Origin of the sequence: Micrococcus sp. (assembly GCF_034179925.1) — a bacterium.
GTDB lineage: Bacteria > Actinomycetota > Actinomycetes > Actinomycetales > Micrococcaceae > Micrococcus.
The window spans coordinates 1-22,095 of sequence record NZ_JAXFPG010000004.1 but is presented as its reverse complement, the minus strand read 5'-3'; the positions used below and the strand labels follow the sequence as shown (position 1 = coordinate 22,095).

Sequence of the window (22,095 nt, the reverse complement as noted above, 5' to 3'; positions counted from 1 at the left end):
CGTGACTCACGGGTTCAGCACCGCCTCGATGTAGGCGTGAGGGTCCTCGAGGCCGGCCGCGGCGACGTCGGTCAGCGCCACCAGGCCCTGGGCGCCCAGGCCCAGGGCCAGCGTGGCCGCCGCCATGAGCACCGCCGGGGCTGTCAGACTCCACGGGATCCGCGGGGCACGGACGTCCCCGCCCGGGCCGACGGCGGCCGGCAACACCACGGTGGGCGCCGCCAGGGTCTCGGACGAGGCCCAGGACTCGGTGCGCTCGACATCCGTGCTGGAGCCGGCCCCCGAGGAGCGGGCGCCGGCAGCCTGGACGTGGCGCCCCTGCGCGGCCGCGATCGGCCGCGCCGCGGTCGCCAGGCGCTCGCGGTGCCCGTGCGGGGCCACCGGCTCGCCGAGGAACCAGGCGTTCCACACGCGCAGCAACGCCCACAGGGTGACGAGCGAGGCCAGCAGCAGCAGGACGACCGTCGTCGTGCGCCCGGCCTCCACGCCGGCCACCACGAGCGCGAGCTTGCCCGGGAACCCGGAGAACGGCGGGATCCCCGCCAGCGAGAGCGCGCCGACGCCGAAGGCGGCGGCCAGGACCGGCTCCCGGCGGGCCAGGCCCTGCAGGTCCGCCAGGCGCCCGGTGCCGTAGCGCACCTCGACGGCGCCGGTGGCCGTGAGCAGGCAGGTCATGACCACCATGTGGTGCACCAGGTAGAACAGCCCCGCGGACAGGCCCTGGACGCTCGCCACGCCCAGGCCCACGAGGATGCCGCCGATGCCGCTGACCATCTGCCAGGCCAGCACCGGGCGTGGGCCGTGCTCGCCCGCCGAGGCGAGCGCACCGAGCACGAGGGTCACGCAGCTGACGGTGAGGATCAACGGCAGGAAGCGGGCGTCGAGGTCGAACGCCACCGCGTACACCCGGTACAGGGCGTAGACGGCGACCTTCGTGTGCAGGGCCGCAAAGATGCCCGTCACGGCCGGGGAGGTGGACGGGTACGCCCGGGAGAGCCAGCCGTGCATGGGGAACAGGGAGGCCTTGATGGACAGGGCGAACAGGACCATCGCCCCGGCCAGGGCGGCGCGGTCGTCCTGCGCGGCGGCCCCGGCCAGCACGGCCAGGTTCACCGAGCCGGTGACCGCGTACAGGAACGCCACCCCGACCACGAGGATCGTGGAGGTCAGCAGGTTCAGCGTGACGAACAGGCGGGCCCCGTCCACACGGCGCAGCGGCTCGCGACGGTTGGCCGAGAGCACATACAGCCCGTAGGAGGGCAGCAGCATGACCTCGATGAACACGAACAGGTTGAACAGGTCCGCGGTGAGCAGCGCCCCGTTGACCCCCGCCATGAGGATCAGCAGGAACGGGGCGAAGAACATCGAATTGGCCACACGGGAGCCGTAGGCGAAGCGGGCCCCCACGAGGGTCAGGCCGTTGGTGAGCACGAGCATCAGCGCGCTGAGCATATCCGCGGCCATGCCGATGGCGATGCCTCCCGGCCAGCCGCCCACGTTCACGGCCACGACGGAGCCGTCCAGGGAGCGGGCGGTCAGCAGGGCACCGGCCACCATGCCGGCGGTGAGCACCACGGCCACCGCGGCGCGGTGCAGGCGGGGGCGGTCCCCTGCCACGACGATCAGGCCCGCGGTCAGCAGCGGGACGGCGACGAACAGGGGCAGCAGCTGCCCCACAGCGGTGGCGCTCATGCCTGGGCCTCCTCGGCGGCGTCGGTGCGGCGGTGGTGCCGGCCGCCGTCGGTGCCGCGGCCGGTATCCGGCACGGCCCCGGTGGTGGCGGCGACGGCGGCACGCAGCTGCTCGCGCGGGAAGCGGGCGTCCGCAGCGGACTGCTCGAGGGCATCGGCTCCCTCCCCCGCGGCGGCGACGGCGTCGTCGGAGCGTCCGGTGACGGCCAGCACGAGCAGCAGGACGGTCACGGCGAAGGCGATCACGATCGCCGTCAGCACGAACGCCTGCGGCAGCGGGTCGGCCTGCAGGGCCAGGTCCCCGGAGTGCTCGAACGGCAGGTCCCGGCGGTCAGTGCCGCCGGCGGCCAGGATCGCGAGGTTGGCCGCGTGGCCCAGGAGCACCATGCCCAGGATCACGCGGAGCAGCTCCCGCTTGGAGAACAGGTAGAAGGCCCCGAAGGTCAGCAGGCCCACGGTGAGTGCGAGGGTCATCGCAGGCTCTCCTCTCGGTCGGCGGCCTCGGCCGCGGCGACGGATGCGGTGGGGGTGTCCGGGTCTCGACGGCGCCCGTGCGTGGCCGAGGTGTCCGGGCCCAGGAGGGTGAACGCGGCCACGACGAGGCCGAGCACGGCCAGGTAGACGCCCATGTCGAAGGCGAGGGTGGTGGACAGGCCGTAGCCGAGGACCTTCGTGGAGGCGGCCCCGAGGAAGCCCTTGCCCGTGAGGTACCCGGCCAGGCCGGTGGCCGCACCCAGGGCCACACCCGAGCCGATCAGCGCCCGGTAGGGCCAGCGCAGGCCGGGGGCGTCGTCCGTGGCGGAGGCCAGGTACATCAGCGCGTACCCGGCGCCGGCCACGAGCGCGGCGATGAAGCCGCCGCCGGGCTCGTAGTGCCCGCGCAGCAGCAGCACCAGGGAGACCACCACGATGACCGGGCCGAGCACCCGGCCGAACACCCGCGCGTAGACGAGGTTCTCCCGGGCGTGGGCCAGTGGGGAGCGCTCGTCCACGGCCGAGGGCAGCGGCGGGGCGGGGCGGCGGTTCATCAGCAGAGCGGCCACGGCCAGGCCGGTGACGCCCAGGACGGTCATCTCCCCCAACGTGTCCAGGGCCCGGAAGTCCACGAGGATCACGTTGACCACGTTCAGACCGCCGGCGAGGTCATAGGTCTGCGTGAGGTAGTACTCCGCGATCTCGGACATCGGCTGACGCCCGGTGAAGGTGAGCACCCCGGCGGTGGCGGCCACACCTGCGGCGGCGGCGGTCACCAGGGCCACCGCCCGGTGGGGCACCGCATCCTCCTGGAAGCGGGCCGGCAGGCGGCGCAGCAGCAGCACCATGACGCACACCGTGAGGACCTCCACGAGCAGCTGCGTCAGGGCCACGTCCACCGCACCGAGCGAGAAGAACCACAGGGTGACGCCGAAGCCGACCGTGCCGACCACGACCATCGCCGAGATCCGGGACTTCGCACGCAGGGTGGCGACCATGCCGGCGGCCACGAGCACCACGAGCACCCAGTCCTGCAGGCGCGAGGACGCCCCGACGACGGCGGGCAGGTCCTCCAGGCCGACCAGGCCCACCAGGCCCAGCACCGCCAGCGCCACGGCCGGGACCATCAGGTGCGCGCGGGGGGCGATCGAGCCGGCCGAGCGGGAGACCAGCGCCCCCGAACGCACCAGCCAGGCCCGGGAGGCGTCCACGGCGGCCAGCCCGGACAGCGGCAGCGCGCTGCGCTGGGCGATGCGCTCCACGGGCCCGCGCAGCAGGATCAGCGCCGCACCCGCGGCGAGGACGCCGGCGGTGATCAGCAAGGCCGGGGTGATCCCGTGCCACAGGGCCAGGTGGGCGCCCACGCCGGTACCGGCCGCGGCCCCGGCGGCCGCCGAGACCGAGCCGTCCAGCACGCCGGGCACCAGGCCCAGGGCCACGGACGCCAGCACGGCGAGCACGGGCACCGCCCAGAAGGCGGCGGGTGCCTCGGGCACCGGCGCCCCGGCCCCGGAGGTCCAGGTGGTGCGGGCACCGGCGGGGGCCGGGCCCCACAGGCCCAGGGCGCCGAGCACGAGACGGCCCGAGTAGGCCACGGTGAACACGGAGGTCAGGGCGATGCCGGCGGTCACCACCCCGGGCAGCCAGGCCGGGCCGTGGGCGTGCAGGGAGGCCTCGAGCAGGCCCTCCTTGGACACGAAGCCCAGCAGCGGGGGCAGTCCGGCCATGGAGGCGGCGGCCACGGCCAGGGCGGTGCCGGTGACGGGCATGCGCACGCGGCGGGCGGCCAGATCGCGCAGGTCGCGGGTGCCGGCGGCGTGGTCCACCACGCCGATCAGCATGAATAGGGCCGCCTTGAACAGGGCGTGGGCCACGGTATGCACCACGGCGGCCAGCAGCGCGGCCTCGGTGCCGACTCCCACGGCCGCGACGATCAGGCCGAGCTGGCTCATGGTCGAGTACGCCAGCAGGCCCTTGAGGTCGTGACGGCGCAGGGCCGCCACGGCGCCGAAGACGGCGGTGATCAGGCCGCTGCCGATCAGCAGGGCGGACCACGTGGGGTGGCCGGCGAGCACGGGGCTGAACAGCAGCAGCAGGAAGATGCCGGCCTTCACCATCGCGGCTGCGTGCAGGTACGCGGACACCGGGGAGATCGCCACCATCGAGTCCGGCAGCCACGCCTGGAAGGGGAACTGCGCGGACTTGGTGAACGCGGCCACCGCCAGCAGCACCGCCACGAGGGTGCTGGTGGCCGGGTCCTGCCACATCGGGGAAGCCAGCACCCCGGTCACCGAGCCGGTGCCGGCGGCGCTCATCATCACGGCCACGGCCGCCAGCAGGGCCAGGCCGCCGCCCATGGTGACCAGCAGGGTCCGCACGGCCGAGTCCCGGGCGTGATCGCCGGAGCGACCGATCAGGAAGTAGGAGGCGAAGGTGGTGAACTCCCACGCCACGAACAGCACCACGAGGTTGTCCGCGAGCACGAGCAGCAGCATGGAGGCCGCGAAGAACGTCATCAGCAGGTAGAACCCGCCGGGGCGGGCGTGGGCGCGGTCCCGGGCCAGGTAGCGGCTGGAGTAGGCCAGCACACCGGCGCCGATCACGAGGACGAGCATCGCGAAGGTCAGCCCGAGCCCGTCCAGGCGCAGGTCCAGGTCCGCTCCGAGGGAGGGCAGCCACGGGACGTGCTCGCGCACCACGGTGCCGGCGGCCACCTGAGGCCAGGCCGTGGCCAGCAGGGCCGCTGCACCGAGCAGGGGCAGGGCCAGCACCCACCCGGCGTCCCGGCCGAGCACACGGCCGAGGGGAACGGCCGCGGCCATGGCAACGACGGTGAGCAGGAGGCTGAGAAGGAGCATGGGCACCCCGGGGGCTGGGCGGACGGGACGGCGAGGCGTCGACGCCGAGCGCGGCGCAGACGACTGCAGGGGCACCGGTGCCCATCCGGCCTGCGACGACGACGTCCACGACGTGCCCGAAGTGGGACTTGAACCCACACGCCTTGCGGCACCGCATTTTGAGTGCGGCGTGTCTACCGATTCCACCATTCGGGCCTGCCCGTCGAACCCGACGGACCCGCGCCACTGTACCAGCGGCCACACACGGGATTCCGCAGAAGACATGGACGGTACCCTGGTGGCACTGCGGCGGACGCTGTGCGCCGCCGCCTCCCATCGTCCAGAGGAGGGCCCATGACCACCGCCGCTGCCGAGACCCCCCGCCTGCGGGCCGTCGTCGCCGAGGACGAGGCCCTGATCCGCCTCGACATCGTGGAGATGCTCTCCGGGGCGGGCTACGACGTGGTCGCCGAGGTCGGGGACGGCCAGGCCGCCGTCGCCGCCGTGCGCGAGCACCGCCCGGACGTCGTCGTGATGGATGTGATGATGCCCGTGATGGACGGGATCGCCGCCGCCCAGGAGGTCGCCCGCGAGCGCCTGGCACCCGTGGTGATGCTCACCGCGTTCTCGCAGCGGGACCTCGTGGAGCGTGCCCGGTCGGCCGGGGCGATGGCGTATGTGGTCAAGCCGTTCACCGAGGCGGACGTGGTGCCGGCCATCGAGCTGGCCGTGGCGCGCTTCGACGAGCTGCGCGGTCTCGAGGCGGAGGTCCGGGACCTCGGGGACCGGCTGGAGACGCGCAAGCTCGTGGACCGGGCGAAGTCCCTGCTGGAGAGCCGGATGGGGCTGACCGAGGCCGAGGCGTTCCGGTGGATCCAGAAGACCTCGATGGACCGCCGTCTGACGATGCGCCAGGTGGCGCAGGCCGTGGTGGACCAGGTCGGGGGCTGAGCGCCCCCTCCCCGGTCGGGGTTCCCCGCCCCCTGGTCAGTGGTCGGTTCCGGCGGACCAGAAGGCGATCGGCTCCTTGTCGACGGCGGCGCCGTCGGCCCCGGTGACCTGGTCGCCCACGCGGTGCACGCGCAGGGTGTTCGTGGAGCCGACCTGCCCGGGGGGCGATCCGGCGGCGATGACGACGAGGTCGCCGGTGTGGGCGATGCCCTCGCGGGTCAGGGAGGCCTCCACCTGCAGGGTCATCTCGTCCGTGGAGGCGGCGAACGGGACCATCTTCGGGTAGACGCCCCAGGTGAGGCAGAGGATGTTGTGGGTGTGCTCCTGGTGGGTGAACGCGTAGATGGGCTGGCGGGGGCGCAGCCGGGACAGGCGGCGGGCGGAGTCCCCGGACTCGGTGAAGGTCGCCAGGAACGGGATGTCCAGGGTGTCGGCCACTTCCACGGCGGCGCGGGTGAGGGCGCCGCCGCGGGTGCGGGGGCGTGAGCCGAGCGGGTGGATCATCTCGAGGCCGTGGGTCTCGGTGGACTCGATGATCCTCGCCATGGTCTCCACGGTGGTCACGGGGTGGGCGCCCACGGAGGTCTCGCCGGAGAGCATGACGGCGTCGGCGCCGTCGAGTACGGCGTTGGCGCAGTCGGAGGCCTCGGCGCGGGTGGGGCGGGGGTTCTCGATCATGGACTCGAGCACCTGGGTGGCCACGATCGCCGGCTTGGCCCAGCGGCGGGCGAGGTCCACGGCGCGCTTCTGCACCACGGGGACCTCCTCCAGGGGCAGCTCCACGCCGAGGTCGCCGCGGGCCACCATGATGGCGTCGAAGGCGTCGACGATGGCCTCGAGGTTCTCCACGGCCTGGGGCTTCTCGATCTTGGCGATCACGGGGATCCGGCGGCCCTCCTCGTCCATGATCTCGTGGACGCGGGAGATGTCCGCGGCGTCGCGCACGAAGGACAGGGCGATCATGTCCACGCCGACGCCCAGGGCCCAGCGCAGGTCCTGCTCGTCCTTTTCGGACAGGGCGGGCACGTTCACGGCCACGCCGGGCAGGTTGATGCCCTTGTTGTCGGAGACGGTGCCGGCGACCTCGACCTCGGTGACGACGTCGGTGTCGGTCACCTCGACGGCACGCAGGCGCACCTTGCCGTCGTCCACCAGAAGGGTGTCCCCGGGGGCGACGTCCCCGGGCAGGCCGCGGTGGGTGGTGCCCACGAGCCGTGCGTCGCCGGGGACCTCGCGGGTGGTGATGGTGAACCGGTCCCCCACCTCGAGCCGGTGCGGGCCGTCGGCGAAGCGGCCCAGGCGGATCTTCGGGCCCTGCAGGTCCGCGAAGATCGCAACGGGGCGCTCCTCCTCCACGCTCAGGCGGCGGACCCGCTCCACGGCGTCGGCGTGCACGGTGTGCTCGCCGTGGCTCATGTTGAGGCGGATGACGTCGGCCCCCGCCCGGATGATCGCTCGGGTGGTCTCGTCGGTGGCGGTGGCGGGCCCGAAGGTGGCGATGATCTTGGCGTGTCGCATGTTCGCCACTCTAGGCCCCCGCCCGGCTCGGATCCGACAGTGGACGCGCTGTGCCGGGCGTGCAGGCCGTCGGCCGGGACACGCGGGCCGCCGGCCGGGGCGGCGGACCGCCCCGGCACGGCTCACTGCAGCACGATCCCCCGGTCCGTGGGGGCCACGGGGGCGTCCAGGCGGGTCTGCCCGGTGAGCCAGGCGTCCACGGCCGCGGCCGTGGCCCGGCCCTCGGCGATGGCCCACACCACGAGCGAGGCGCCCCGGCCGGCGTCGCCGCAAACGAACACGCCGGGCTCGGCCGTCATGTAGGTGGCGTCACGGGTGGGCAGGCCGCGCGGAGCCTCGGCACGGGTCTGCTCGGTGAGCTGGCCGGTCTCGGCACCGGTGAAGCCCAGGGCGAGCAGCACGAGGTCCGCGGGGATCTCCCGCTCCGTGCCGGCCTTGGGGCCGCGGGTGCCGTCGGGCAGGTACTCGGTCTCGGCCACCACCAGTGCCCGGACCCGGCCGTTCTCGTCGCCGAGGAAGCGGACGGTGGAGGCCAGGAAGGTGCGCTCGCCGCCCTCGGCGTGGGCCGAAGAGACCTCGAACAGGGTCGGCACGGTGGGCCAGGGCTGGTGCGCCGGACGCTCCTCAGGGGGGCGGCGGCCGATGGCCAGGGTGGTCACGGAGGCGGCACCCTGGCGGTGGGCGGTGCCGAGGCAGTCAGCACCGGTGTCGCCGCCGCCGAGGATCACCACGTGGCGGCCGCGGGCGTCCACGGGCACCTCCTCGACGTCCCCGGCCTGCTGCCGGTTCACGGGCACCAGGTAGTCCATGGCCAGGTGGATGCCGTCCAGGCCACGGCCCGGGATGGGCAGGTCGCGGGCCACGGGGGCACCGGTGGCCACGACCACCGCGTCGAACCGGCGGCGCAGCTCATCCCAGGTGATGTCCTCGCCGATCTCCACACCGGTGCGGAAGCGGGTGCCCTCGGCGCGCAGCTGCTCCAGGCGGCGGTCGATCAGGTCCTTCTCCAGCTTGAAGTCCGGGATGCCGTAGCGCAGCAGGCCGCCGGGGCGGTTCTCCTTCTCGTACACCACCACCGTGTACCCGGCACGGGTGAGCTGTTGGGCGGCGGCCAGCCCGGCCGGGCCGGAGCCCACCACGGCCACCGTGCGCCCGTTCTTGCGGGCCGGCACCACGGGGGTGAGCATGTCGACGTCGAACGCGTGGTCGGCCACCGCCAGCTCCACCTGCTTGATGGTCACCGGCTGCTGGTTGATGCCCAGCACGCAGGAAGCCTCACAGGGGGCCGGGCAGATCCGCCCGGTCACCTCGGGCAGGGTGTTCGTGGCGTGCAAACGGTGCACGGCCCTGTCCCAGTCGCCCCGGTAGACGAGATCGTTCCATTCGGGGATGAGGTTGCCCAGCGGGCAGCCGGCGTGGCAGAACGGCACACCGCAGTCCATGCAGCGGCTGGCCTGGGTGGACACCACAGCCTCGTCCTGGCGCAGGTGGACGTCTTTGAAGTCCAGGATGCGCACCGGCACGGGCCGGTAGGGACGCTCCTGGCGCTCACGGTGGGTCAGGAATCCTCGGGGGTCAGCCACGGGTCGCCTCCAGCAGTCGTGCCCAGCCGGCCTCGCCGTCCGGGTCCAGTCCTTCGTCCTCGAGCTCCGCGAGCGCGGCCACCACGGCGGCGTAGCTGCGGGGCACGAGGGTGGTGAACCGCTCCCAGAAGCCCTGGAGGGCGGTGTCGTCGCCGGCGGCGTCGGCGAGCTCGTCGAGCAGGCGGGCGGCGACGGCGGAGCCGGTCTCGTCGCGGTGGCGGCGCAGCAGCTGCTCCACGGTGCGGCGGTCGTCGGCGTCGGGGGTGTGCAGGAGCAGGTCGTGCTCGGCGGCCACGGGGTTCAGGCGGGTGCGGTCGAGGTCCAGGACCCAGGCGGTGCCGCCGGACATGCCGGCGGCGAGGTTGCGCCCGGTGGGGCCGAGCACGAGGGCGCGGCCGCCGGTCATGTACTCGAGGCCGTGGTCGCCGATGCCCTCGACGACGGCCGTGGCGCCGGAGTTGCGCACCAGGAAGCGCTCGCCGACCCGGCCGCGCAGCAGCAGCTCACCGGAGGTGGCGCCGTAGCCGACGACGTTGCCGGCCACGATGTTCTCCTCCGCGGCGAAGGGTGCTGCGGGGTCGGGGCGCAACACCACACGGCCGCCGGACAGGCCCTTGCCGACGTAGTCGTTGGCGTCGCCGGACAGGCGCAGGGTCACGCCGGCGGGCAGGAACGCGGCCAGGGACTGGCCTGCCTCGCCGCGCAGGTCCACGGTGATGGCGTCCTCGGGCAGGTCCTCGCGCAGGCGGGCGCGGGTCACGTGGTAGCCGAGCAGGGTGCCGACGGAGCGGTCGGTGTTGATCACCGTCTCCTCGAGGCGGACGGGCGCGCCGCCGTCAAGGACGTCCCCGAGGCGGGCGATCATGCGGTTGTCGATGTGGCCCTCGATGCCGTGGTCCTGGAAGACGCCGCGGCGCAGCGGTGCGTCCTCGCCCTCGCCGGGGCGGCGGCCGACCTCCGGCGGGGCGAGCACCCCGCTCAGGTCCAGGCCCTCGGTCTTGAAGTGGTGCAGGGCGGCGTCCACGTCCAGCAGCTCGCGGTGGCCGATGGCCTCGTCGAGGGTGCGGAAGCCGAGTTCGGCCAGCAGCTCGCGGACCTCCTGGGCGATGAATTCGAAGAAGCTCACCACGTACTCGGGCCGGCCCGTGAAGCGCTTGCGCAGCTCGGGGTTCTGGGTGGCCACGCCCACCGGGCAGGTGTCCAGGTGGCACACGCGCATCATGATGCAGCCGGAGACCACCAGGGGGGCTGTGGCGAAGCCGAACTCCTCGGCGCCGAGCAGGGCGGCGATCACCACGTCCCGGCCGGTCTTGAGCTGGCCGTCGACCTGCACGGTGACTCGTTCGCGCAGGCCGTTGAGCATGAGGGTCTGCTGGGCCTCGGCCAGGCCGAGCTCCCAGGGGGTGCCGGCGTGCTTGAGGGAGTTCAGCGGGGAGGCGCCGGTGCCGCCGTCGTGCCCGGAGATCAGCACGACGTCGGCCTTGGCCTTGGCCACGCCCGCGGCCACGGTGCCCACACCGGACTCGGAGACCAGCTTCACGTGCACGCGGGCCTCGGGGTTGGCGCGCTTGAGGTCGTGGATGAGCTGGGCGAGGTCCTCGATGGAGTAGATGTCGTGGTGCGGGGGTGGGGACACCAGGGACACGCCGGGGGTGGAGTGCCGGGTGCGGGCCACCCACGGGTACACCTTGGTGCCCATGAGCTGGCCGCCCTCGCCGGGCTTGGCGCCCTGGGCCATCTTGATCTGGATGTCGTCCGCGGTGGCCAGGTAGAGGCTGGTCACCCCGAACCGGCCGGAGGCGACCTGCTTGACGGCGCTGCGGCGCTCGGGGTCGAGGAGGCGCTCGGGGTCCTCGCCGCCCTCACCGGAGTTGGAGCGGGCGCCGAGCCGGTTCATGGCCACGGCGAGGGTCTCGTGGGCCTCCTGGGAGATGGAGCCGTAGGACATCGCACCCGTGGCGAAGCGGCGGACGATCTCGGAGACCGGCTCCACCTCGGACAGCGGAACCGGGGTCCGCTCCCCCGCGTTCAGCCGGAACAGTCCGCGCAGGGTCATCAGGGATGCGGCCTGCTCGTCCACGCGGCGGGTGTAGTCCTTGAAGATGTCGTAGCGGCGCTCGCGGGTGGAGTGCTGCAGCCGGAACACGGTCTCGGGGTCGAACAGGTGGGGGGCGCCGTCGCGGCGCCACTGGTATTCGCCGCCAGTCTCGAGCTCACGGGCCGGGTTCGGGTCGTTGCCGTCGGCGGGGAAGGCGTGCTCGTGGCGGGCGGCGACCTCGGCGGCGATCACCTCGAGGCCGACGCCATCGAGCGGGGAGACGGTGCCGGCGAAGTAGCGGTCCACGAGCCGGCGGGACAGGCCCACGGCCTCGAAGGTCTGGGCCCCGCAGTAGGAGGCGACCGTGGAGATGCCCATCTTGGACATGATCTTCTGCACGCCCTTGCCCAGGGCGCGCAGGAGGTTGCCCACGGCCTGCTCGGCGGTGACGCCGGTGAGCACGCCCTCGCGCACGAGGTCCTCGGCGGACTCCATGGCCAGGTAGGGGTTCACGGCGGAGGCGCCGTAGCCGATGAGCGTGGCCACATGGTGGACCTCGCGGACGTCGCCGGCCTCCACCACCAGGGAGGTGGCGGTGCGGCTGGCGGCGGCGAGCAGGTGGTGGTGGACGGCGGAGGTCAGCAGCAGCGAGGGGATCGGCGCCCACTGGCCGCTGGCGTCCCGGTCGGAGAGCACCACGTAGCGCACGCCGCGCCGCACCGCCGAGGAGACCTTCTCGCAGATCTCCTGGATGCGGGCGCGCAGCTCCTCGGCGCCGCCGGCCACCCGGTAGAGCCCGCGCACGCGCAGGGTCAGGGCGGTGCCGTCGTCGTCGCGCAGGTGGACGATCCGGGCGAGCTCCTCGTTGTCGATCACCGGGTGGGGCAGGTCGATCACCGGGCAGGCCAGGCGGCCCTCGGCCAGCAGGTCCCCGCTGGGGCCGATCGCAGTGCGCATGGAGGTGACCTGCTCCTCGCGGATCGCGTCGAGCGGCGGGTTGGTGACCTGCGCGAAGGTCTGCGTGAAGTAGTCGAACAGCAGGCGCGGGCGCTGGGAGAGCACGGCGATCGGGGTGTCCGAGCCCATCGCGCCCAGCGGCTCGGCGCCGGTGGCGGCCATGGGACCGACCAGCAGGCGCAGCTCCTCGGTGGTGTACCCGAACACGCGCTGGCGCAGGCGCACAGACTCGGCGCCGTGCTCCACATGCTCGCGCTGGGGCAGATCGTCCATGCGTGTCAGGCTCTCGCGCACCCACTGGCCCCACGGGCGGGAGCGGGCCAGGCCGTCCTTGACCTCGTCGTCCTCCACGATCCGCCCCTCGGCGGTGTCCACGAGGAACATGCGCCCGGGGGCCACCCGGCCCTTGCGCACGATCGACGACGGCGCCAGCGGCAGCACCCCGACCTCGGAGGCCAGCACCACCAGGCCCTCGTCGGTGACCCAGTAGCGGGCCGGGCGCAGGCCGTTGCGGTCGAGCACGGCGCCGACCTGCACGCCGTCGGTGAAGGCCACGGCGGCGGGCCCGTCCCAGGGCTCCATGAGCAGGGAGTGGTACTCGTAGAAGTCCCGCCGCGCCTGGTCCATGGCGTGGTCGTTCTCCCAGGCCTCGGGGATGAGCATGGCCATCACCTCGGGCAGGGGCCGTCCGGCCAGCAGCAGCAGCTCGGCGACCTCGTCCAGGGAGGCCGAGTCCGAGCCGTTCGGGCTGACGATCGGGAACAGCTCCTCGGGGACGTCGCCGAGCAGCGGGTGGCGCAGCTGACCCTGGCGGGCGCGCATCCAGTTGCGGTTGCCGCGCACCGTGTTGATCTCGCCGTTGTGGGCGATCATCCGGAAGGGCTGGGCCAGCGGCCAGGAGGGGAAGGTGTTGGTGGAGAAGCGTGAGTGCACGATGCCGATGCGCGTGGTGAAGCGCTCATCGGACAGGTCCGGGTAGAACGGCTCGAGCTGCGCGGTGCTGAGCATGCCCTTGTACACCAGGGTGCGCGAGCTCAGCGAGGGGAAGTAGACGCCCAGACGCTGCATGCGCCGACGCAGACGCCAGGCCCGCTGGTCCAGGCTGCGGCCGGGGGCCTGGAGGTCCTCCCCCGCCTGAGGGGCGAGGAACACCTGGCGGAACACGGGCATCGCCTGGCGGGCGCCCTCGCCGATGGCGCTGGGGTCCGTGGGCAGGTCGCGCCAGCCCAGCAGGTCCAGGCCCTCGGCTGCGGCCAGGCGGGCGAGGTCGGCCTCGGCCTCGGCTCGTTCGCCCTCCTCGGTCGGCAGGAAGGCGGTGCCCACCGCGTAGCCGCCCTCGGCGGGCAGGTCGACGTCCACGACGGCCCGCAGGAAGGCGTCCGGGATCTGGGTGAGCAGGCCGGCGCCGTCGCCGGTGCCCTCGTCCGCGCCGATGGCGCCGCGGTGCTCGAGGGCCCGCAGGGCGGTCAGGGCGTGCTGGACGATGTCGTGGCCCGGGGTGCCGCGCAGGGTGGTGATGACGGCCAGGCCGCAGGCGTCGCGCTCCCGGGCCGGGTCGTAGAGGCCCTGGGCCGGCGGCAGGCCGGCGAAGCGCACGAACGGGTCGCGCTCCGGGCGGGCCGGGGTGGGGAGGGTGGATGCGTCGGCGTGGTGCATGGCCGTCCTTCCGCTGCGGAGTGGATCGGTTCGGGGACGGCGCTGGCCCCGGGCCGACCTCAGGACGGTCGGCGCGGGGCCAGCGTAGCCGCAGCCGCGCCCGGGCGGGCCGGAGGCGGGGCGGAGTCTCATTCAGTGGACGGCGGGGGTCTCCCGGTCCGCCTCGAGCCCCCGGTGGACGTCCTCGTGGGCGCGGGGACCGATGGCGCTCGCACCACGACGCACGGCGATCGCCACCAGGAAGCCGACGGCAACGAGGAACAGCAGCACCGAGGTCCACACGTTGAGACGAGCGGTCATGCCGAGCACGGTGACCATCTGGGCGTCGTCGATGCGCAGCATCTCGATCCAGACCCGACCGGCGGTGTACCAGGCCACATAGGACCAGATCATCATGCCGTGCCGCAGGCGCAGCCGGTGGTCCAACAACAGCAGCAGAGCCACGCCGAGCAGGTTCCACAGGCACTCGTAGAGGAAGGCGGGGTGGAACAGGGTGTCGGCCGGGTACCCGGCCGGGAAGTTCGGGTGGGTCGAGTCCACGCGCAGGCCCCAGGGCAGGGTGGTCGGGCCCCCGAAGAGCTCCTGGTTGAACCAGTTGCCCCAGCGGCCCACGGCCTGGGCCAGCAACAGACCCGGGGCCACGACGTCCGCGAAGGCCGTCAGGCGCAGACCGTACCGGCGGCACGCGATCCACGCACCCACCGCGCCCAGGGCCACAGCACCCCAGATGCCCAGGCCGCCGTTCCACACGTGGAGGATCTTGACCGGGTCCCCGGTGCCGTCATAGTTCGGGCCGAAGTAGCGGTCCGGCGAGGTGAACACGTGGTAGAGCCGACCGCCGACGAAGCCGAAGACGATCGCCCAGATAGCGATGTCCAGCACGCGTCCCTCGGGGCCACCGCGCTCCCTCCAGCGCCGCTCGGACAGCCACAGGGCCAGCACGATGCCGGCAATGATGCACAACGCGTAGGCGTGGATCTTCACGGGGCCGATCTGGAAGCCGTCCCAGATCGGCGCCGGGATCGCCCCGACCGGGGCCGTGAGGGAGGTCAGCAGGGCCTGGCCCACAGCTCAGCCCTCCCGGACGGTGCCGGCGGCGAGCTCGCGCGTCAGCGCACCCACCGCGTCCGGGCCGCCGGTGGACAGGGCCTTGACCAGGGCGGTACCCACGATCGCCCCGTCCGCGTAGCGCCCGATCTCCCGCACGTGCTCGGCCCGGGAGACACCCAGGCCCACGCACACATGCTCGGCGCCAGCCTCCTTGGCCCGGCGCACCACGGCCTCGGCGGCATCGGACACAGCATCACGGGCGCCGGTGACGCCCATCACGGACACCCCGTAGACGAACCCGCGCGAGGACTCCACGGTCAGGCGGACCCGCGCGTCGGTCGAGGAGGGGGCGGTGAGGAACACACGGTCCAGGCCGAACTCCTCGGAGGCCTCGAGCCAGGTGGCCGCCTCCTCCGGCACGAGGTCCGGGGTGATCAGCCCGGCCCCGCCGGCCTCGGCCAGGCGGCGGGCGAACTCGCGCACACCCATGCGGTCCACGAGGTTCCAGTAGGTCATCACAAGCACGGCGGCGCCGGTGCGCTCGGCCACCGCACGCACCACCTCGAACACGTCGGCCACGCGGAAGCCCGCGGCCAGGGCGCGCTGGGTGGCGTCCTGGATCACGGGGCCGTCCATCACCGGGTCCGTGTAGGGCAGGCCGATCTCGATGATGTCGGCACCGTTGAGGCCCAGCTGCACGGCCGCCTCGATGCTCTCGGCCACGGAGGGGAACCCGGCCGGCAGGTAGCCGACCAGGGCGGTCCGCCCCGCGGCGTGGGCGGCCTGAATGGCGGCGGCGGTCTTCGAGGCCGCGGACGGGGTCTGCATGGCGGGGCTCACTGCTCCTCTCCGGGGGTCATCTCCTCGAGCGGGTCCTTCTCCTCGTGGGCGCGGCCGAGGTGGAACCACTCGGCGGCCGTGGCGACGTCCTTGTCGCCGCGCCCGGAGAGCGAGACCACGATGATCCGCTCCTCGCCCTCGGGGGTGTCCTCCCCCACCAGGCCCTCCTCGTGCCAGCGGTGGGCCAGGCGCAGGGCACCGGCCAGGGCGTGGGCGGACTCGATGGCGGGCATGATGCCCTCGGTGCGGGTCAGGCGCAGCAGCGCGTCCATGCACTCGGTGTCGGTGACAGGCTCGTACACGGCGCGGCCGGTCTCCGCCAGGTAGGCGTGCTCGGGGCCGACGGCCGGGTAGTCCAGGCCGGCGGAGATCGAGTGGGAGTCGATGGTCTGCCCGTCCTCGTCCTGCATCAGGTAGGTGCGGGCCCCGTGCAGCACACCGGTGCGGCCCAGGGTGATGGAGGCGGCGTGGCGGCCGGTCTCCAGGCCGTCGCCGCCGGCCTCGAAGCCGTAGAGCTCCACGCCGGCGTCGTCCAGGAACCCGTGGAACAGACCCATGGCGTTCGACCCGCCGCCCACACAGGCGGCCACGGCCGCCGGCAGCCGGCCGGTCTGCTCGAGCACCTGGGCGCGGGCCTCATCGCCGATCACCGAGTGGAACCAGTGGACCATCGCGGGGAACGGGTGCGGGCCGGTGACGGTGCCCAGCAGGTAGTGGGTGGTGTCCACGGAGGCCACCCAGTCGCGCAGCGCCTCATTGATGGCGTCCTTGAGGGTGCGGGCGCCGATGGTCACCGGGATCACCTCGGCGCCAAGCATCTGCATGCGGGCCACGTTCAGGGCCTGGCGGCGGGTGTCCTCCTCCCCCATGTACACGGTGCAGTCCATGCCGAACAGGGCGGCGGCGGTGGCCGTGGCCACGCCGTGCTGGCCGGCGCCGGTCTCCGCGATCAGGCGGGTCTTGCCCATCCGGCGGGCCAGCAGGGCCTGGCCGATCACGTTGTTGATCTTGTGGGAGCCGGTGTGGTTGAGGTCCTCGCGCTTGAGGAAGATCCGCACACCCGGGCAGTCCGCCGCGAAGCGCGGGGCCTCGGTGAGCAGGGAGGGGCGGTTGACGTAGTCGCGGTAGTAGCCGCGCAGCTCCTCCTCGAAGGCCGGGTCCTCACGGGCGGCCTCATAGGTGCGCGTGACCTCCTCGAGGGCGGCCATGAGGGACTCCGGCATCCACGCCCCTCCGAAGGACCCGAAGTACGGGCCGCGCTGGGCACTGTAGGGGCCCGCAGGGTCGGTGGGCGGGGTGGGGCTCATGGGAGCGTCCTCCTGGTGGGTCGGTCGGTTGGGTCAGCGCGCGGTGGCGGCGCGGAAGGCGCGCACGGCCCCGGCGGGGTCGCCGTGGCGCACGAGGGCCTCGCCCACGAGCACGGCGTCCGCGCCGGCGTCGGCGTAGGCACGCACCTGGGCGTCGGACTCGACGCCGGACTCGGCCACGCGCACGACGTCCTCCGGCAGCTGCCCGGCGAGGGCGGCGTAGCGGGCCGGGTCGACGTCGAGGGTCTTCAGGTCCCGCACGTTCACGCCGAGAATCCGGGCGCCAACGGCCACGGCCCGCTCGATCTCCTCGGGTGTGTGGGCCTCGACGAGCGCGTGCATGCCGAGGGACTCGGTCAGCTGCAGGAACCCGGTGAGGCGGGCGTCGTCGAGGGCGGCGACGATCAGCAGCACGAGGTCCGCACCGTGGGCCCGGGCCTCGTGGATCTGGAACTCGGTGACCGTGAAGTCCTTGCGGAGCACGGGCAGGTCCACACGGGCGCGCACGGCGTCCAGGTCCGCCAGACTGCCGCCGAAGCGGCGCTGCTCGGTGAGCACGGACACCACGGAGGCACCGCCGCGCTCGTACTCGGCGGCCAGGGCGGCCGGCTCCGGGATCTCGGCCAGCGTCCCCTTGGAGGGGCTGGCGCGCTTGACCTCGGAGATCACCCGGATGCCGGCCGGGTCGTACCGGCCGCCGGCCAGCGCCGCGTGGGCGTCACGAGGGGCCGGTGCGGCGGCCACGAACTCGGCCAGGCGGGCGTCGGAGAGCGTGCGCCGACGCGTCTCGAGGTCTTCGAGGACCCCGGCGACGATCGAGTCCAGGACGGTGGAGCCTGCGGACATCAGTGGGCGTCGTCGGCGGGCTTGGGGGCCACAATGCCGACGACGGCGCCCGCGACGATCATCGCGACGCCCGCCCACACGAGGAACGGCAGGTCGGCCAGCAGGCCGACGCAGCCGGCAGCGAAGCCGACCACGACGAGGGCGGCCATGAGCCAGCCCCCGGTGGAGTTGCCGTGGCCGATGGGCCGGGCGTGAGTCGGGTCGTTGAGCACGCGGCCGTCCTCGAGCACGGTCAGCTCGGTCTCGGCGGCGTGCGAACCTGCCCCGGGGGTGGAGTGCGCGGTGGTGTGCGGGTGGGTCATGGAGGTCCCTCGTTCTGCGTGATGGCTGGCGTCGGTGGTGCGGTGACGACTGCCCCTCATTGTGCCACGGCCGCCCCCGCCGGGGCCCGGCGCGACGTGCCCCGCCCGGTGCGGCTCAGGTGGGATCGTTGCCCCGGGAGAGCTCGTCCCAGGCGTCCATCCGGTCCAGGGTCTCGTCGGGGCTGGCAGCCGCAGTGGAGGCGGAGGCCACGGACGAGCCGGAGGCGGCGGAGGGCCCGGCCCGGCCGGCGTCGTCCCCGGTGGCGGAGGCCGCACCGGTCGCAGACCCCGTGCCCGAGGTGCCGCCGGCGGCCTCATAGCGGCGGCCCTGCCTCCAGCGGCGGCCGACCACCAAGGTGATCACCCCGAGAATGGAGACGGCCACACCGCCGGCGGCGGCGACCCACGGCCAGGCGCTCACGCTGTGCTCGCGGGCGCCTGCGGTGGTGCCCGTGGCCTCGGCGACCGCCCCGGCAGCCGTGCCGACCGGGTCCAGGCCGGCGCCCACCGCCCCGGCGGCGATCACCACCCCCGCCAGTACGAGCACGACGGCCACCACGGTGCGGCCGAACCGGCGCACCGTAGTCAGGGCCAGCGCGGCCGCCATCACCACCAGGGCCAGCGCCGCGGCCGCCGGGGACGCCTGACGGCCGGTGGTCACGGCGGTCTCGGCCACGGTGCCCTCGAGCCCAGAGGCCGCAACCCAGGGCTGGCCCGCGGCCACCAGGACCACGGCACCGGCCGCGAGCGCGGCGAGCACCACGGTGCGGCGGCGCATCACAGTTCCTGCATGGCGGTGGCGGCCAGGACGGCCCGCAGCGGGGCGGTGGCCTTGGTGACGGTCTCGGCGGCCTCGGCCTCCGGGTTGGAGTCCGCGACGATCCCGGCACCGGCCTGCACGTGGGCGCGGCCGCCGGCGAGGGTGACGGAGCGGATGTTGATGGCCATGTCCATGTCCCCGGCGAGGTCGAAGTAGCCGACCACTCCCCCGTAGGGGCCGCGGTCGGTGGGCTCCCACTCGTCCAGCAGCTGCAGGGCGCGGGGCTTGGGGGCCCCGGAGAGGGTGCCGGCGGGGAAGGCGGCGCGCAGGGCGTCGAGGGCGGTGACGTCCTCGCGCAGGCGGGCCTCCACATGGGAGACCAGGTGCAGGATGTGGCTGAAGGCCTCCAGCTCCATGAACTGGGTGACCTCCACGGAGCCGGCCTCGCTGACGCGGGAGAGGTCGTTGCGGGCCAGGTCCACGAGCATGAGGTGCTCGGCGCGCTCCTTCTCGTCCGCGGCGAGCTCCTTGCCGAGCAGGGCGTCGTCCTCGGCGGTGGCGCCGCGGCGGCGGGAGCCGGCGATGGGGTGGGTGACCACGCGGCGGCCCTCGACGGTCACGAGGGCCTCGGGCGAGGAGCCGACGATCTCGTAGGGCTCACCCTCGGGGGTCTCGAAGGAGAACAGGTACATGTAGGGGCTGGGGTTGACCATGCGCAGCACCCGGTAGACGTCGACGCCGGAGACGGGGGTCGGCACGGACAGCCGGCGGGAGACCACGGCCTGGAACACCTCGCCGTCGCGGATGGCCTGCTGGGCCTGGGCGACGGCGGCGCGGAACCCGGCGGCGCCCCAGCGGTCCTCGGCCTGGGCGGCGATGTCCTCGGCGGAGGCCTCGAACCAGTGGGACGGGACCTCGTCCACGGGGTCCTCGACGCCCGAGCGCAGGGAGGCGACCATCGCGTCCAGGCGGGCGACGGCGTCGTCGTAGGCCTGTTCGGCGCCGGTGGACAGGCCGTTGGCGTTCACGGCGTTGGCCACGAGGGTGACGGTGCCGTCGAGGGCGTCGTGCACGGCGAGGTCGGTGACGAGGTTCAGGGCGAGGGCGGGCAGGCCGAGGTCGTCCTGGGGCGGGTGGGGCAGGCGCTCCCAGGAGCGCACCACCGGCCAGCCCAGGAAGCCGACGAACCCGGAGACCAGGTGGGGCAGGTCGGGCCCGACGTGGGCGCGTGCGTCGGTGGCGAGCAGGCGCAGGGATTCGGCGAGGACCTCGAGCGCGTCCCCGGTGGTGGGCAGCCCTTCCGGAGGGGTGCCCTGCCACACGGCCTCGCTGCCGCGGGCGGTGAGGGTGACGGCGGAGCCGGCCCCCACGAAGCTGTACCGGGACCACGCCGCGCCGGGGGCGGCGGACTCCATGAGGAAGGTGCCCGGCCGGGAGTCGGCCAGTCGGCGGTGCAGGCCCAGGGGGGTCAGGCCGTCGGCCAGCACGGTGCGGACGACCGGGATCACCCGGGCGGTGTCCGCCAGGGCGAGGAACTGTTCACGGGTGGGGCTCACGCCCGCCGGGCGGCTCATCGGGTGCCCTCCGCGGCCGGGGCGGGCAGCTCCACGGTGCGGCCGGTGAAGCAGGTGCGGGTGCCGGTGTGGCAGGCGGGGCCGGTCTGGTCCACGCGCAGCAGCACGGTGTCGGCGTCGCAGTCCAGGGCGACCTCGACCACACGCTGGCGGTGCCCGGAGGTGTCCCCCTTGCGCCAGAGCTCCCCCCGGGAGCGGGACCAGTACGTGGCCCAGCCGGACTCCAGGGTGAGGCGCCAGGCCTCGGCGTTCATCCACGCCATCATCAGCACCTCGCCGGTGTCGTGCTGCTGGGCGATCGCGGGCACCAGGCCGCGGGCGTTGAAGGCGGGGGTGGGGGGCGCGGCGGGGGTCGGATCCACGGCGGCACGGGAGTCGCTCATGGCAGACCATTCTAGGTGTGGTGTCCAGGGGGCCTGCCGGGGCTGTGAACCGCCGGGAGCTGGCGTGGGGCTCGGCCGTTCCGGGTGGCTTCAGCGCTCCGGAGGCCTCAACGCTCCGGAAGCCTCAACGCTCCGTGGGCCTCAACGCTCCGGGGGCGAAAGGGGCCGTTATTCGGGCGGAATTCCGGCCCCTTTCGCCCTCGGAGCGTGGGGAGTGAGGGCGATGGGCTGTGTGGCGTGCTGGCGTGGTGGCCTGCTGGCGTGGGGCGGGAGAGGAAAAGGGGTGGCGGGGGCAGGGAGAGAGCCGACGGCGGCGAGGTCCTGCTCTTTAGCATGGGCCCATGAGCCGCACCCACCCCGCTCCCAGCACCCCGTCTCCCGACGCCGACCCCCACGCCGCCGCCTTGCGCGCCGGACGTGGGCGCACCTGGTGGCCGATGCTGGCGGCCGCGGTGCTGAACGCCGTCCTGATCCTGCTGGTCTGGCGGGCGCTGCCGACCCTGCACGAGCAGATCCCCACACACTGGGACGCCGCCGGACGCCCGGATGCTTGGGAGCCCACGAACCTAGGGACGGCGGCGGCGGTCCCGCTCATCGGACTGGGAATGACGGTCGTGCTGACTGGGGTGCTCGCCCTGATCCGCCGGTTCGTGGCCGCGTACGGCCCTGCTGACCCCAGCACCTGGCGCCGCTTCCAGGCCGAGGGCACCGCACGGGCCGTCACGCTCCTGCTGGGCTGGATCTGCCTGGGGACGGCCCTGTTCGGTGTGGAGGCCACCTGGTCGGTGCCCGCCGACGGGGCGGGCACGGGCCGCTGGTGGGCCATGCCCCTACTGATCACGCTCGTGACCGCCGTGGCACTGTTCGGCCTCGGCCCGCTCACGGCGGGCCAGCACCGCCGCATGGCCGAGCGCGCCCGCGCCGCCGGCATCCACCCCACCGCCGAGGAGGAGGCCGAGGACGCCCGCTGGACCGCCACCGGCCTGCTGGACGACCCCTCAGTCCCGGAGGTGCTGGTCTCGAAGCGCCCCGGCTACGGCATGGGCCTGACGATCAACGTGGGCACGCGCGTCGGGCGAGTGCTGGTGGTCGGGTTCGTGGCCGCCGTCGGCGTCCTGCTGCCGGCGGGGCTCTGGGCCGCGGCTCTCGCCGCCCGCTGAGGGACGACGCTGGGCCTCACCCGCGCTTCCCCCTCACCTCCACCCCCGCTTTCTCCTTCTCCTCCACCCCGCCCATGCGTGGCTCCGGGGGCGGAAGGGGGGGGGGAGTACAACCCCAAACGGCCCCGGTAGCCCCCCGGGGGCCGGGGGGGGGGGGGGGGGGGGCCC

The 22,095-nt window shown here is 73.9% G+C and carries 16 protein-coding genes and 1 tRNA gene; 2 read left to right on the top strand and 15 right to left on the bottom strand.

Annotated elements, in window-relative coordinates:
• Window positions 1-6: 6 nt before the first annotated feature.
• From SPI96_RS00860 to SPI96_RS00845, 4 genes are all read right to left on the bottom strand, one after another.
• Window positions 7-1,692 carry a monovalent cation/H+ antiporter subunit D family protein gene (locus SPI96_RS00860; protein WP_321080474.1) on the bottom strand — a complete coding sequence of 562 codons (1,686 nt, stop codon included), beginning with the start codon at window positions 1,690-1,692 and terminating at the stop codon, window positions 7-9.
• A complete protein-coding gene (locus SPI96_RS00855; RefSeq protein ID WP_321080473.1) occupies window positions 1,689-2,165 on the bottom strand; it encodes a cation:proton antiporter subunit C in 477 nt (158 codons plus the stop codon). Before SPI96_RS00855 ends, SPI96_RS00860 begins: the two co-directional genes overlap by 4 nt.
• Window positions 2,162-5,023 carry a DUF4040 family protein gene (locus SPI96_RS00850; RefSeq protein WP_321080472.1) on the bottom strand — a complete coding sequence of 954 codons (2,862 nt, stop codon included), beginning with the start codon at window positions 5,021-5,023 and terminating at the stop codon, window positions 2,162-2,164. Before SPI96_RS00850 ends, SPI96_RS00855 begins: the two co-directional genes overlap by 4 nt.
• Before the next feature lie 113 nt (window positions 5,024-5,136).
• Window positions 5,137-5,218: transfer RNA gene (locus SPI96_RS00845), tRNA-Leu, on the bottom strand.
• A 138-nt stretch (window positions 5,219-5,356) separates the two neighbouring features.
• On the opposite strand from SPI96_RS00845, the gene SPI96_RS00840 reads away from it, so the two are divergent.
• Window positions 5,357-5,953, top strand: a complete 597-nt coding sequence (locus SPI96_RS00840; RefSeq protein ID WP_321080471.1) for an ANTAR domain-containing response regulator — start codon at window positions 5,357-5,359, stop codon at window positions 5,951-5,953.
• 36 nt (window positions 5,954-5,989) lie between these two features.
• Here the strand turns inward: SPI96_RS00840 and pyk are convergent, their stop codons facing one another.
• The 11 genes from pyk to hisI all read right to left on the bottom strand — a co-directional run bounded on the left by pyk (window position 5,990) and on the right by hisI (window position 20,767).
• Entirely contained in the window at window positions 5,990-7,471 is a 1,482-nt protein-coding gene (gene pyk, locus SPI96_RS00835; protein WP_321080470.1) for a pyruvate kinase, read from the bottom strand.
• A 122-nt stretch (window positions 7,472-7,593) separates the two neighbouring features.
• The gene (locus SPI96_RS00830) at window positions 7,594-9,054 is read right to left on the bottom strand and encodes a glutamate synthase subunit beta (protein WP_321080469.1); all 1,461 of its coding nucleotides are present in this window, start codon (window positions 9,052-9,054) and stop codon (window positions 7,594-7,596) included.
• Window positions 9,047-13,705 (bottom strand): glutamate synthase large subunit, encoded by a 4,659-nt coding sequence (gene gltB, locus SPI96_RS00825; protein ID WP_321080468.1) that lies wholly within the window; start codon window positions 13,703-13,705, stop codon window positions 9,047-9,049. The genes SPI96_RS00830 and gltB overlap by 8 nt, the downstream gene beginning before the upstream one ends.
• A 132-nt stretch (window positions 13,706-13,837) precedes the next feature.
• Window positions 13,838-14,758 carry a prolipoprotein diacylglyceryl transferase gene (gene lgt, locus SPI96_RS00820; protein ID WP_321080528.1) on the bottom strand — a complete coding sequence of 307 codons (921 nt, stop codon included), beginning with the start codon at window positions 14,756-14,758 and terminating at the stop codon, window positions 13,838-13,840.
• An 18-nt stretch (window positions 14,759-14,776) separates the two neighbouring features.
• Window positions 14,777-15,583 (bottom strand): tryptophan synthase subunit alpha, encoded by an 807-nt coding sequence (trpA, locus tag SPI96_RS00815; protein ID WP_321080527.1) that lies wholly within the window; start codon window positions 15,581-15,583, stop codon window positions 14,777-14,779.
• Between the two features lie 8 nt (window positions 15,584-15,591).
• A complete protein-coding gene (gene trpB, locus SPI96_RS00810) occupies window positions 15,592-16,902 on the bottom strand; it encodes a tryptophan synthase subunit beta (protein ID WP_321080467.1) in 1,311 nt (436 codons plus the stop codon).
• Window positions 16,903-16,935: 33 nt separating this feature from the next.
• Window positions 16,936-17,748 (bottom strand): indole-3-glycerol phosphate synthase TrpC, encoded by an 813-nt coding sequence (gene trpC, locus SPI96_RS00805; protein WP_321080466.1) that lies wholly within the window; start codon window positions 17,746-17,748, stop codon window positions 16,936-16,938.
• Window positions 17,748-18,050: an HGxxPAAW family protein gene (locus tag SPI96_RS00800; RefSeq protein ID WP_321080465.1), complete on the bottom strand. Its 303-nt coding sequence runs from the start codon at window positions 18,048-18,050 to the stop codon at window positions 17,748-17,750. The genes trpC and SPI96_RS00800 overlap by 1 nt, the downstream gene beginning before the upstream one ends.
• Window positions 18,051-18,165: 115 nt before the next feature.
• Complete coding sequence (locus SPI96_RS00795; protein WP_321080464.1) at window positions 18,166-18,828, bottom strand: Trp biosynthesis-associated membrane protein; 663 nt, start codon at window positions 18,826-18,828, stop codon at window positions 18,166-18,168.
• Entirely contained in the window at window positions 18,828-20,384 is a 1,557-nt protein-coding gene (locus SPI96_RS00790; RefSeq protein WP_321080463.1) for a chorismate-binding protein, read from the bottom strand. Before SPI96_RS00790 ends, SPI96_RS00795 begins: the two co-directional genes overlap by 1 nt.
• The gene (gene hisI / locus SPI96_RS00785; protein ID WP_321080462.1) at window positions 20,381-20,767 is read right to left on the bottom strand and encodes a phosphoribosyl-AMP cyclohydrolase; all 387 of its coding nucleotides are present in this window, start codon (window positions 20,765-20,767) and stop codon (window positions 20,381-20,383) included. Before hisI ends, SPI96_RS00790 begins: the two co-directional genes overlap by 4 nt.
• A 341-nt stretch (window positions 20,768-21,108) precedes the next feature.
• Between hisI and SPI96_RS00780 the strand changes: the two genes are divergently transcribed.
• Window positions 21,109-21,927 (top strand): DUF1648 domain-containing protein, encoded by an 819-nt coding sequence (locus tag SPI96_RS00780; RefSeq protein ID WP_321080461.1) that lies wholly within the window; start codon window positions 21,109-21,111, stop codon window positions 21,925-21,927.
• Window positions 21,928-22,095 lie beyond the last annotated feature (168 nt).